The 13,267-nt window shown below is 71.7% G+C and carries 6 protein-coding genes; 3 read left to right on the top strand and 3 right to left on the bottom strand.

Translation table 11 applies throughout. The annotated features are described in order from the left end of the window. The first annotated feature begins 59 nt into the window (after positions 1–59). Together QSK39_RS04445 and QSK39_RS04440 are read left to right on the top strand one after the other, a co-directional pair. Positions 60–1,106, top strand: a complete 1,047-nt coding sequence (locus QSK39_RS04445; protein ID WP_285476380.1) for a hypothetical protein — start codon at positions 60–62, stop codon at positions 1,104–1,106. Further along, positions 1,103–4,360, top strand: a complete 3,258-nt coding sequence (locus QSK39_RS04440) for a CHAT domain-containing tetratricopeptide repeat protein (protein WP_285476379.1) — start codon at positions 1,103–1,105, stop codon at positions 4,358–4,360. The genes QSK39_RS04445 and QSK39_RS04440 overlap by 4 nt, the downstream gene beginning before the upstream one ends. A gap of 75 nt (positions 4,361–4,435) precedes the next feature. Here QSK39_RS04440 and QSK39_RS04435 read toward each other — a convergent pair whose 3' ends face one another. Beyond that, positions 4,436–8,140, bottom strand: coding sequence for a multifunctional oxoglutarate decarboxylase/oxoglutarate dehydrogenase thiamine pyrophosphate-binding subunit/dihydrolipoyllysine-residue succinyltransferase subunit (locus QSK39_RS04435; RefSeq protein ID WP_285476378.1), 3,705 nt, complete (start codon positions 8,138–8,140; stop codon positions 4,436–4,438). A 300-nt stretch (positions 8,141–8,440) separates the two neighbouring features. Here QSK39_RS04435 and QSK39_RS04430 point away from each other — a divergent pair, with 300 nt between their 5' ends. Continuing rightward, positions 8,441–8,671, top strand: coding sequence for a hypothetical protein (locus QSK39_RS04430; RefSeq protein WP_285476377.1), 231 nt, complete (start codon positions 8,441–8,443; stop codon positions 8,669–8,671). Between the two features lie 44 nt (positions 8,672–8,715). On the opposite strand, the gene QSK39_RS04425 is transcribed toward QSK39_RS04430, so the two are convergent. After that, a complete protein-coding gene (locus QSK39_RS04425; RefSeq protein WP_285476376.1) occupies positions 8,716–9,258 on the bottom strand; it encodes a DUF4291 family protein in 543 nt (180 codons plus the stop codon). Positions 9,259–9,470: 212 nt separating this feature from the next. After that, entirely contained in the window at positions 9,471–13,217 is a 3,747-nt protein-coding gene (locus QSK39_RS04420) for an ABC transporter ATP-binding protein (RefSeq protein WP_285476375.1), read from the bottom strand. Between the last annotated feature and the right edge of the window lie 50 nt (positions 13,218–13,267).

The raw sequence follows: 13,267 nt of genomic DNA, 5'->3' as shown, positions 1-13,267 counted from the left end.
GCGAAAGCCGATTTCGCCCGTGCGCCCTAGACTCGGGCTGAGCCGGACGAGGGGGAACAATGGGGATTCGGGAGCTGGTCGATCGCGTCGTCAAGCGGGAGGCCGAGGGCATCGTCGCCGTGCAGGTCCCGTCGGTGGACGCCGGGCCGGTGCCGGAGTTCGCGCCCGGCCAGGTCTACCTCGAGGTCCGGCTGCAGCAGATGTGGCTGACCCGCGCCCGCGAGCTGTGGCGCGAGTACCTGCCCTTCGGGACGATCGTCACCGAGTTCGCCCACAAGGGGAACACCGTCGCGGTGCCCACGGTGCTCAGCAGCGCCGAGCTCGCGCGCCGGTTCCAGGTCACCGGCGCCGACGACGCCGTCGAGATCGCCAACGTCCGCGTCGCCGGGCCGGTCCCGTACGAAGGCGACGAGGTCAGCCTGCTGGTCGCGCTGTTCCGGGCCAAGACCACCGACTGGATCGCGCGCTCGCTGAAGGTCGTCGAAGACGTCGCCTCGGCCGTCGGGTTCGGCGGGCTCGCCGGCGCCGTGCCGCTCGCGTCGTCGCTGATCCGCGGCATCGAGTCGTTCCTCGAATCCCCGGACGTCGAACTCCGCGTCGGCGCCTACCGGTCGTGGCAGCGGGGCTTCGAGCCGCTGAACTACTGCGTGATGCGCCGGCCGCGCACGACGACGTCCGCGGCGGAGCTGGCCTCGCTGCGCGTCTCCGACGGGCGGCTGCACCGGCTCCTCGACGACGGCGTCACCCTCGCGCCCTACACCGAGCACGACTTCATCCTGGTCAGCGTCGAGGCGAAGACCGAGCGCGACGACTACCGCAAGCTCGCCTTCTACTCGCTGTGGGAGCGGACGAAGGAACAGGTGATCGCGGGTGAGCTCGGCGCCGCCCAGCGCGCCTGGCGCAAGACCGCGGGGGCGATCTTCACCGACGACCTGACGCGGCCCCAGCAGGAAATCCTCTTCGCCGAGTACCAGCGGCTGTACGGCGAGTTGGTCGAGCGCTTCTCGGACCTGGAGCTGGCGGAGTACCGCGGCACGACGGCCGAGCCCGCGGCGGCCCCCGTCGTCGACGACCCGGTCGCGATCCTCCGGGCGGCCGGAGCGTGACCGAACCGGCCGAAGCGGACCTGCGGCTGCTGGGCCTGATCCAGCACGTCCACGGGCTCCTGGGCGAGGGCCGCCACCAGGACGCCTACGGGGCCCTGATGAGCGGGCTCGAGCTCGCGGAGGCCGAGTCCGCCGACCGGCTGGCCGTGTTCGCGTTCTACCGGCTGCTGGGCCAGGCCGCCCGCCTGGCGCGGCAGTTCGACGACGCCCGGCAGGCGTACGCCTTCGCTTTCCGGGCCGCCCGGGAGCTCGAGGACCTCAACGCGGTCAGCGCCGCGCTCGAAGGGCTCGGCCTGGTGGAGCTGGCCGACGAACGGCTGCCCGAAGCGGACGAGTACCTGGCCGAAGCGGTCAAGGCGGCCCAGGCGTCGGGGGACGCCGAGGGGTACCGGGCCGCCCTGCAGAACCACGCGATGGTGCTGTCCCGGCGCGGCGACCCGCGGGCCGCCGAGCGGTACGAGGAGGCGCTGGCCGTCCCGGGGCAGGGCCCGGCGCTGCGGGCCATCACCACCAACAACCTCGCCGAAGAGCTGCGCCGGCAGGGCCGTCTCGAAGAGTCCGTCGCGAAGACGCGTGAAGCCGTGACGATGTTCCGCGAAGCCGGCGCGGGCTACGACGAGTTCGTGGCTCTGCACAACCTCGCCCTGCGGGCTCGCAAGGTCGACGCCGAAGCCGCGACGCGGGCCTTCGTCGAGGCCCACGACCTCGTCCACCGGTTGCACGCCGACGTCGACGTCGAGCGCTACACCACCGGGCACGAGCAGATGGTGCGCCGGATCGAGCAGCGGACCGAGGAGAAGTTCGCCGCGGATCACCCCGCCGACGCCGCGCTCGAGATCGGGCTCCTCGCGAAGACCGCGTCCGACGCCACCCAGCAGGGCGAAGAACTGCTGGGCCGGCACCGGTACGCCGACGCCGAGCGCCTCCTCCGGCAGGCCGAGGCGGCGTGGGACCACCTCGGCGCGGTCCACTGCCTGCCGCGGGTCTGGAACGGCCTCGGGTACCTGTACATGGAGACCGGCGACCACGAAACGGCGTGGCAGAACCTCGAACGCGCGAAGCAGTACGCGAACCAGCTCGGCGACGCCCGGCGCGAGCTGACCGCCCTGGTCAACCAGTGCAGCCTGAGCCGGCGGTTCGAGAACGTCCCGCCGCAGCGGGCCCTCGAGCTCCTGGCGCGGGCCCGCGGCCTGCAGGCGTTCGTCCGCGACCGGGAGGCCGAGCGGCTGCCCGGCGTCGAGCTGACGGAGTCGCAGCGCGAAGAGCTCGCGAGCGCCGTCGACGGCGGTGTCCTCGACGGCGTTGCCGCCGGGATCGCGGCCGAGCACGGTGCCGTGGAGCTGGAGGAGCGGTACCTGCGGCGGTTCGCCGCGTCCGGGCGGCGGTCGGCCGAGGACATGCCGGGACGGTTCGCGAGCCGGCGCGCCCGGCTGATGCACTTCCTGTTCCGGCAGGGGAAGAGCGACGAGGCCGCGGAGATCGCCACGCAGCTGGAAGCGGCTTCGGCGGAGACTCCGGACGTCGCGCTGGCGTTCGTCGTCAACACCGTGCTCGGCGGGCTCGCCTTCCGCGACGGCCGGTGGACCGAGGAGACGCTGCAGCGGCTGGAACGCGCCTGCGCGGCCCATTCGGAGCTGCGGCGCGATGCTGTCGAAGTCGGGGAGGCCGGCCGGTTCGGGGTGTACGTCGAGCCGCCGTACGCGCAGGCCGTCGAGGTCGCGATCGACCTCGGGCACGCCGAGCGCGCCTTCGAGCTGGTGCAGGCCGCGAAGTCCCGTGCCCTGCTCGACGCCGTGCGCGACCGGCCGCCGGTCGTGGACGATCCGCTCGCGGCCGAGGAGGAGCAGCTGTGGCAGCAGCTCGTGCGGCTGCGCACGCGCTCCGTCGGCGAGGAGCTCTCGCCGCGCGAGCGCGTCACCCGGCTCTTCACCGTCGACAAAGAGATCGAAGACGTCCGCGCCCGGCTGGAGGACGTCTGGGACCGGCTCCCGGCCGATGTCCGATTGCACCGGCTGGCGACGCCGTCCACCAGCGCGGATGTCCGCGCGCTGCTCTCGCTGCGCGGCGAACGGACGCTGCTCGAGTTCTTCACCGGCGGCAAGGGCGTCTACGTCTTCACGGTGGCCGCCGGGGAGATCAGGGTCCGGCTGGTCGTCCCGGCGGACGACCCGGAGCTGGCCGAGTTCACCCGGCTGCTGAACGAGGACGACCCGCGCGGCCTCGACCGCCTGCTCGCCCAGCCGTTGTACCAGCGGCTGGCGCGGCTCGTCGGGGACGTCCGCACCGACGTGTACGTCGCGCCGCACGGCGTGCTCCACCTGGCGTCGCTGCACCTCGTGCCCGGTGCGGACGGCGGTGTCGAGCCGCGGCCCGGGACGTTCGTGGTGCCCAGCGCGTCCCTGCTGCGCGCGGCGCACAGCAGGTCGTGGGTCCGGCGCGAGTCCCTGGTCATCGGCGGCGACCCGCTCGGCGACCTGCCCTTCGCGCGGGCCGAGGCGGCCGGCGTCGCGGCCCGGCTGGGCGGCGAAGCGCGGCACGGCGGCGATGTGACGTTCGATTGGCTCGCCGGCGCTCTCGACGGCACCGCGCGCCTGGTGCACCTGGCCTGTCACGCCGTCTTCGACGAAGCCCGGCCCGAACGCTCGGGCCTGCTGCTCGCGGGCCCCGAGGGCCGGCCGGACCAGGTGACGCTGGCGAGGCTGGCGTCGCTGGACTGGTCGGGCGCGCTCGTCGTGCTCGGCTCCTGCCAGAGCGGCAAGCACCGGGTCCGGACCGGCGACGAGCTGACCGGCATCGCGAGCACCCTGCTCGCCGCGGGCGCGACGGCGCTGGTCAGCACGTTCCGGCCGGTCCCGGACCTCGGGACGGCGTTGCTCATGCTCTGGTTCCACGACCGGCTCGGCCCGGACGGCGACTGGTCGCTCGAAGCGGTGAGCGCGGCGTTGACCGACGCCCAGCGCCGCGTCGCGGCGGCCAGTGCCCGGGAGGTGCTGACCTGGGTCGTCGAGCGGGTGGCCGCGGGGGAGCTGGACCTGGCGCTGGCCTACACGCTGCTTTCGGTGGCGCACCGGGCGGCGGGGAACGTCGAGGAGTTCGCCGCCTGCCGGCACCGGCGTCAGCAGCTCCGGGAAGTGTCCGCGGACGAAGCGGCAGCGGACGTCGCCCGCCAGCGTGCGCTGGGCCCGGGCTACGCGGAGCGGCCCTTCCGCGCGGCGGCGAACTGGGCACCGTTCTCGATCACCTCGGGCGGCTGACACGCTCCCGAAAGCCGCGAAGGCCGCCTTGGGCGACTGAGTCAGCCAGGGCGGCCTTCACGGACCATCAAGCGATCAGTCGAACGCCTTCGAGATCAGCGCCTTCTGCTCCACCTCGTGCACCTTCGACGAGCCGGCCGACGGCGCCGCCATCGGGCGGCGCGACACGACCTGCAGGCCCGAGAGCAGCTCCGGGAACTTCCGGGGCAGGTTCAGGCCGAAGAACGGCCACGCACCCTGGTTCTCCGGCTCCTCCTGGACCCACGCGACCTCGGTCGCGTTCGTGTAGCGCTCCAGCGCCGCGACGAGCTTCTTCTTCGGCAGCGGGTAGTACTGCTCGATCCGCACGATCGCGACGTCGTGCGCCTCGCGCTTGGTCCGCTCCGCGACCAGCTCCCAGTACAGCTTCCCGGAGGTCAGCAGCACCTTGCGGATCTTCGACGGGTCCGGCGTGACGTCGTCGATGACCGACATGAACCGGCTCTGGCCGGTGAAGTCGGCGGTCGGCGAGGTCGCGGCCTTGTTGCGCAGCATCGACTTCGGCGTGAAGACGACCAGCGGGCGCTGGATGCCGTCGAGCGCGTGCCGGCGCAGCAGGTGGAAGTAGTTCGCCGGGGTGGACGGCACCGCCACCGTCATCGAGCCCTCCGCGCACAGCGAGAGGAACCGCTCGATGCGGCCGGACGTGTGGTCCGGGCCCTGGCCTTCGTGGCCGTGCGGCAGCAGCAGCACGACGTCCGAGCGCTGGCCCCACTTGGCCTCGCCGGAGGAGATGTACTCGTCGATGACGGTCTGCGCGCCGTTGACGAAGTCACCGAACTGCGCTTCCCACATGACCAGCGACTCGGGGTTGGCCACCGAGTAGCCGTACTCGAAGCCGACGGCCGCGTACTCCGACAGCGCCGAGTCGTAGATCATCACGCGGCCCTGGCCGTCGGCCAGGTTCTGCAGCGGCGAGTACTCCTGGCCGGTCTTGCGGTCGATGAACACCGAGTGCCGCTGGGTGAAGGTGCCGCGGCGGGAGTCCTGGCCGGACAGCCGCACCAGGCGGCTCTCCATCGCCAGCGACCCGAACGCGAGCAGCTCGCCGAACGCCCAGTCGATGTCGCCTTCGCGGGACATCTTGTGGCGGCGCTCCATGACCGGCTTGACGCGCGGGTGCGGCGTGAAGCCCTCGGGCACGTTCACGAACGCGTCGCCGATGTGCTCCAGCGTCTCGGTGGTGATCGCCGTCGCCACCTTGGCGGGCACCTGCTGCTCCTCCTCGACCGAGGGGCTCGCCTTCGCCGGGTGCTTCTCCAGCTCCCGGACCTCGTTGAAGACGTGCTCCAGCTGGCTCGAGAAGTCGCGCAACGCGGCTTCGGCCTCTTCGACGGAGATGTCCCCGCGGCCGATCAGCGACTCGGTGTAGGTCTTCCGCACCGAACGCTTCGTGTCGATGATGTCGTACATCGCCGGCTGCGTCATCGAAGGGTCGTCGCCCTCGTTGTGGCCGCGGCGGCGGTAGCAGATCAGGTCGATGACGACGTCCTTGTGGAACGCCTGCCGGTACTCGACGGCCAGCTTGGCCACCCAGTGCGCGGCCTCGGGGTCGTCCCCGTTCACGTGGAAGATCGGCGAGCCGATCATCTTCGCGACGTCGGTGGCGTACTGCGACGAGCGCGAGTGCTCCGGCGCGGTCGTGAAGCCGACCTGGTTGTTGACGATCACGTGCACGGTGCCGCCGGTGCGGTACCCGCGCAGCAGCGACAGGTTCAGCGTCTCGGCGACGACGCCCTGGCCCGCGAAGGCCGCGTCGCCGTGCATCAGGACCGGCAGCACCGTGTAGCCCTCGCCGCCCTTGTCCAGGAGGTCCTGCTTCGCGCGGACGATGCCCTCGAGCACCGGGTCCACGGTCTCCAGGTGCGACGGGTTCGCCGTCAGCGACACCTTCGTCTCGCCGTCGCCGAACATGCGGAAGTACTTGCCCTCGGCGCCGAGGTGGTACTTCACGTCACCGGAACCGTGCGCCTGGCCCGGGTCGAGGTTGCCCTCGAACTCCTGGAAGATCTGGCTGATCGGCTTGCCGACGATGTTGGCCAGCACGTTCAGCCGGCCGCGGTGCGGCATGCCGATGACGACCTCGTCGAGCTCGTGCTCGGCGGCCTTGTCCAGCAGCGTGTCGAGCAGCGGGATCGCGGTCTCGCCGCCTTCGAGGCTGAACCGCTTCTGGCCGACGTACTTGGTCTGCAGGAACGTCTCGAACGCCTCGGCGGCGTTCAGCTTCGAGAGCACGTACTTCTGGACCGCGGGGTCCGGCTTCTCGTGCGGGATCTCGACGCGCTCCTGGATCCAGCGGCGCTCCTCGGGGTCGAGGATGTGCGTGTACTCGATGCCGACCGTGCGGCAGTAGGAGTTGCGCAGCACGCCCAGGATGTCGCGCAGCTTCATCCGCTCCTGGCCGGCGAAGCCGCCGACCGGGAATTCGCGGTCGAGGTCCCAGAGCGTCAGGCCGTGGGACAGGACGTCCAGGTCGGCGTGGCTGCGCTGGCGGTAGTTCAGCGGGTCGGTGTCGGCCATCAGGTGGCCGCGCATCCGGAACGCGTCGATGAGCTCGATCACGCGGGCGGTCTTGTCGACCGGGCCCTCGGGGATGTCGGCGACCCAGCGGATCGGCTCGTACGGCAGGCGCAGGCTGGTGAAGACGTCGTCGTAGAAGCCGTCTTCGCCGAGCAGCAGCTGGTGGATGCGCTTGAGGAACTCGCCGGACTCCGCGCCCTGGATGATGCGGTGGTCATACGTCGAGGTCAGCGTCATGATCTTGCTGATGCCGAGGTCGACCAGCGTCTTCTCGCTGGTGCCCTCGAACGCCGCCGGGTACTGCATGGCGCCGACGCCGATGATGGCGCCCTGGCCGGCCTGCAGGCGCGGCACCGAGTGGTTGGTGCCGATGCCGCCGGGGTTGGTCAGCGAGATCGTGGTGCCGGAGAAGTCGTCCGCGGTGAGCTTGTTGTTGCGGGCCTTCTTGACGATGTCCTCGTAGGCCTGCCAGAACTGCAGGAACGACATGTCCCCGACGTTCTTGACCGAGGCCACGACGAGGTTGCGGGACCCGTCCTTGCCCTTCATGTCGATCGCGAGCCCGAAGTTGACGTGCTCCGGCGTGATCGCGAACGGCTTGCCGTCGATCTGCTGGTAGTGCCGGTTCAGGTTCGGGTAGTCCTTCAGCGCCCGCACCATGGCGTAGCCGATGAGGTGCGTGAAGGAGATCTTGCCGCCGCGGGTGCGCTTCAGGTGGTTGTTGATGACGATGCGGTTGTCGGCCATCAGCTTGGCCGGGACCGCGCGCACGCTGGTCGCGGTGGGGACGCTCAGCGAGGCGTCCATGTTCTTCGCGATGGCGGCCGCGGCACCGCGCAGCTGCTTCGACTCCGGCTCGTCCTTCTTCGCTTCGGCCTTCGGCTCCGCCTTGGCGGCGGCCGGCTTCGGCGCGGCCTTGGGCGCGGTCTTCGCGGGGGCCGCCGGGGCCGGCTTGGTGGCCGCCTGCTTGGCCGCCGACTCCGCGTTCTGCACGGCCTTGGGCGAAGGCTGCGCCGCCTGGCCGTTGGTGGCCGGCTTGGCTTCGGCCTGCTGCCGGGCGTTGTCCGCCTTGGCCTGCGCGTTCTGCGTCGGCTTGAAGTCCGCGAAGAAGTCGTGCCATGCGGCGTCGACTGAACTGGGGTCTGCGAGGAACTGGTCGTACATCTCTTCGACCAGCCACTCGTTGGGGCCGAACTGTGACGCAGGGCTGCTGCTGGACACGGCTTGGGCTCGCCTCTATCCGTCTCGATCTCGATCATGAATCCGCTGATGCGCCTACCAGGCTAACCCCCTCGATGACCGCGTTGTGATGGAACCGGCCTGTGTGAGGCGTGGCGCACTAGGGGATCGGTCACTGACTCGATCAAGATGTGCTAAGGGAACCTTAAGCGCTGTACCCGGTACAGGGTTCGCGGGCTCTTTCGCGGGGGTTCGCCCACCGGTGTGGGCACGTTCACCGCGGCGGGTTCCACTGGGCTGATGTGGCTGGTCGAATGTCCTTCATTCTGGGACCAGGGCCTGGTGAGGCCCCTGGTGACGGAGTCCGGCACGGTCGTGTTGCGGTGCGACTCGTGCCAGGCGGTCTGGCCGACGCTGGCGGACTTCGAGGAGATGGAGTGGGTCGAGCCCGACGAGCCGGACTGGCTGGTCGGAGCCGGCGTCCACGTGCGGCCGGGGACGGTCCGGTGGGCCTCCCGACCGGACGTCGAGGCGGCGGGAATGGGCTCGCTGAAGTGGCGGGCGCTGCCCTGAACATCGCCCGGTGGCAGTCTTTCGTCGGTGAGCGGGCGTCGGTTCTAGCCCGTCGCGTCGATCGCCTTCGCCAGTTCGGCCGGTAGCTCGTACGGCGGCTCGTGCGGGACGAGCTTCACCGCCTTGTGGAGCTGGTCGGTGGCCAGGAGGCCGGAGATGTCGCGCATCACGGGCGTGACGTCGGTGATGGCGGTGATCCACTCGTCCACGTAGTGGTCGGTGGCTTCGCCGGTCAGGCCGATCCGGATCGCGGCGAAGTTCAGGGCCGTGTGGTCGAGGTCTCGCTCCGCGTCCCACTGAACGAGCACCCGGCCGTCGCCGACCTGGGACAGCGCCTGCTCGAAGCCGTCGCGGGTGATGTCGACGGCCAGGATGCGCTCCCGGCCCGGCTCGCTCCCGTTGCCGCTGCCGTAGGCCGCCCAGCGGAACGACGGCACGAGCCAGGTGGTGCCCTCCCGCTCGGCGAACGTCTGCTTCTCGAGCGCGGCGTCGGCGACCGCGGGCGAGCAGGCCTGATAGACCCGGACGGTCGTCCCGGTCTGCGCCGCGCGGACCTGCCGGTCGGGGACCCGCTTCTCTTCGAACATGCCCGCCATGCTCCCAGCACCCCGGCCGCCCGGCCACGAACTTTCGCCTGGAGGGTCGGCTCGCGTACTCAGGGAGTCGGTTCGCGTACCTGGACGGTCGGCTCACCAACCGACCCTCCAGGTACGCGAGTCGACCCTCCGGGTACGCGAGTCGACCCTCCGGGTACGCGAGCCGACCCTCCGGGTACGCGAGTCGACCCTCCGGGTACGCGTCAGCCGAGGGACCAGAGGCGGGCGTAGAGGCCGTTGGCCGCGAGGAGCTCTTCGTGGGTTCCCGTCTCCGCGATCCGGCCGTGGTCCAGGACCACGATGCGGTCCGCGCGGGCCGCCGTGGCCAGGCGGTGGGCCACCACGAACGTCGTGCGGCGGCGGGCCACGTGCTCCGTCGCCCGCAGGACCGCCGCCTCCGTCGACGGGTCCAGGGCCGCCGTCGCCTCGTCGAGCAGCAGGACGTCCGGGTCCACCAGCTCCGCCCGGGCCAGCGCCACCAGCTGACGCTGCCCCGCCGACAGCGACCGGCCGCGTTCGCCCACCGGCTGCAGGAAGCCCGCCGGCAGGGCCGCGACGCCGTCGAACGCGCCCACCGCCCGGACCGCCGCTTCCACCTCGGCGTCGGACGCCGCCGGGCGGCCGTAGCGGACGTTGTCCGCGACCGTGCCGGAGAACAGGTGCGCCTCCTGCGGCACCACGCCCATCCGGCGCCGCAGCCCGGCGAGCTCGTACTCGCGGACGTCCGTGCCGTCGATCCGGACCTCGCCGCCGGTGACGTCGTAGTAGCGCGCCACCAGCTTCACCGCCGTCGACTTGCCCGCGCCGGTCGCGCCGACCAGCGCGATCGTCTCGCCGGCCGCGACGTCCAGCGAGAACTGCTCCAGCGCCTTCCCCTCGGTGCCGGTGTAGGAGAAGTCGACCTCCTTGAACGACACCTCGCCACGCAGCCGGTCCGGCGTCGCCACCGCGTTCTCCGCCGCCGGCACCGACGTCGGCGTCCGCAGCAGGTCGCCGATCCGGTTCAGGCCGACGCGGGCCTGCTGGTAGCCGTCGAACACCGACGACAGCTGCTGGATCGGCGAGAAGAACTGCTGCAGGTACAGCAGGAACGCGAGCAGCACACCGGCCGACAGCGTCCCGGCCGAGACGCGGTTCGCGCCCGCCACCAGCACCGTCGTGGTCGCCAGGTCGGACAGCAGGGCCACCAGCGGGAAGTACGTCGCGACGTACCGCTGCGCCCGCAGCCGCGAGCGCCGGTAGTCGTCGCTGCGCGAAGCGAACGCTTCCGCGGAACGGTCTTCACGCGTGTACGCCTGGGCCACGCGCAGCCCGCTGACGTTCTCCTGCATGTCCGCGTTGACGACGCTGACCCGCTCGCGGGCCTCGTTGTACGCCTTGGACGCCGCCCGCCGGAAGATCACCGTGGCCACCGCCAGCACCGGCACCATCGCCAGCGCGAACAGCGCCAGCCCGGCGTCGGTGACCAGCAGCGCCGCCGTGATCCCGGCCAGCGTCAGCGCGCTGACCACCGCCGTCGCGAGCCCGGTCTGCAGGAACGTCGAGAGCGCGTCGACGTCTGTCGTCATCCGGGTCATGATCTTCCCGGACAGCTCGCGCTCGTAGTAGTCCAGCCCGAGCCGCTGCAGGTGCGCGTAGCTGCGGACGCGCAGCGCGTACAGCACCGTCTCGCCGACCCGCGAGGTCAGACGGGTCTGCGCGAACACCACCAGCCAGTCGGCCGCGATCACCGCGGCACCGATCCCGGCGGCCAGCCAGATCATCCACTCCACGCCCGCGCGGACGCCGTGGTCGACGCCGAACTGGTACAGCCCCGGCAGCGCGATCGACGCCAGCGCGTCCGCCGCCACCAGCCCGATCACCAGTGCCAGTGGCCAGCGGACCGGCCGCAGCAGCCGGGCCAGCCGGAAGCCGGGGTCGGGCGCGGTGACGTCCACATCGGACATCCGCGGCTCGTCGGTCGCGGCCGGGAGCTTGCGCACGCCTTCGATCAGCTCCGGCGTCGGGGGCACGTCCAGGCCGCCGCCCCCGCCCACGAACCCGCTGCTGTTCGGGTTGCCGCTGCGCTGGCGTGCGGCGTCGGCCAGGTCGTCGACCTCGTCCCGGCTGTCGTCGCGCGGCCACAGCGCCCGCGTGATCCCGGCCGGGCCGCGGTCGAGGCCTTCGCAGCGGTGCTTCTCCTCGACGTCGTCGCCCGGGCCCGCGACGAGCTCGCGGAACAGCGGGCAGCGCGCCATCAGCTCGTCTTCGGTGCCGACGTCGACGACGCGGCCCTCGTCCAGCACCGCGATCCGGTCGGCCAGGGCCAGCGTCGAGCGCCGGTGCGCGATCAGCAGGGTCGTGCGGCTCGCGGTGACCGAGCGCAGGGTGTCGTGGATCGCCGCCTCGGTGACGGTGTCGATGGCCGACGTCGCGTCGTCCAGGATCAGGATCCGCGGGTCGGTGATCAGCGCCCGGGCCAGCCCGAGCCGCTGCCGCTGCCCGCCCGACAGCGTCAGCCCGCGCTCGCCGACCAGCGTGTCGTAGCCCTCCGGGAGGGCGCGGATGAACTCGTCCGCTTCCGCTGCGCGCGCGGCGGCGACGATCTCTTCGTCGCTCGCGTCCGGGCGGCCGTAGGCGATGTTGTCGCGGATCGACGAGGAGAACAGGAACGCCTCCTCGAACACCACGCCGATCGCCTGCCGCAGCTGCCGCAGCGGGACGTCGCGGACGTCGAGGCCGCCGACCCGCACCGAGCCCGCGTGGACGTCGTAGAACCGGGGCAGCAGCAGGGAGATCGTCGACTTCCCGGAGCCCGCGGTACCGACCAGCGCGAGGGTTTCGCCCGGGTTCGCGGTGACCGACAGCCCGGCGAGCACCGGGTCGGTGCGCGTGTAGCCGAAGCGGACGTCGGCCAGCTCCACGCCGAGCGGCCCGTCCGGCAGCGGGCGCGCGTCGGGGGCGTCGACGACCTCGGGTTGCGCGTCGATCAGCTCGTACACGCGCTCGGCGCCGGCGCGGGTCAGCTGGGCCTGCACGACCAGGCCGGACAGCATCCGGGCCGGGCCGATCAGCGTCGCGAGGTAGGTCGCGAAGGCGAGGAAGGTGCCGAGGGTGATCGAGCCGTTCAGCGCGAAGACACCGCCGATGCCGAGCACGGCGACCTGGCCGGCGGCGGGCAGGGCCGCGGTGGTCGCCGTCGGCACCGCCGACAGCTTCGCCGCGCGAAGCCGCTCCGCGAACAGCTTGCGCGCGGTCCCTTCGAGCTTCGAGACCTCCCGTGTCTCCTGGCCGAAGCCCTTCACGACGCGGACGCCGGTGACGGTCTCCTCGACCTGCTGCGCGACGTCGGCCGCGCGCTGCTGCGCCGACCACGTCGCCGGGAAGAGGCGCTTGCGGCTGCGGGCGATGACGATGCCGACCGCGGGCGTGACGACCAGCGCGATCAGCGTCAGCACCGGCGACATCCACAGCATCGCCGCGAACGACAGCAGCGCGAAGATCACCGAACCGAACGAGAGCGGGACCTGCATCAGGATCCCGGTGACCAGCTGCAGGTCGGAGATGGCGCGCGAGACGACCTGGCCGGTGCGCAGTGCGTCCTGCTTGCCGCCGTCGAGGCGCGAGACCGCGTTGAAGACGCGCTGGCGCAGGTCGTGCTGGACGTCGAGGGCGAGCTTCCCGCCGAAGTACCGGCGCAGGAACGCGGTGCCGAACGCGACCAGTTGCAGTGCCACCAGGAAGACGGCGATCCCGGGCAGGGCCCCGGTCCGCCCCGCCACCGCGTCGTCCACCGCCGTGCGCACCAGCAGCGGGCTCGCGGCCTGCACGCCGACGCTGAAGACGGCGGCGAGCAGCGAAAGCACGACGACGGCGCGGTGCTCCCAGGCCGCGGCGGACAGCCGGCGGACCCAGCCGACGGTCTCAGCGGGTGGGAGCTCTTGACGGGAGCGGGGCGGAGCGATGGTCACGTTGTCACACTAAGCGCCGCCACCGACAAAATATTTCCCCGAAACCGCGA

Source organism: Amycolatopsis sp. NBRC 101858 (genome assembly GCF_030269325.1).
Lineage (GTDB): Bacteria > Actinomycetota > Actinomycetes > Mycobacteriales > Pseudonocardiaceae > Amycolatopsis > Amycolatopsis ponsaeliensis.
This window is presented reverse-complemented; position numbering and strand designations above follow the sequence as displayed.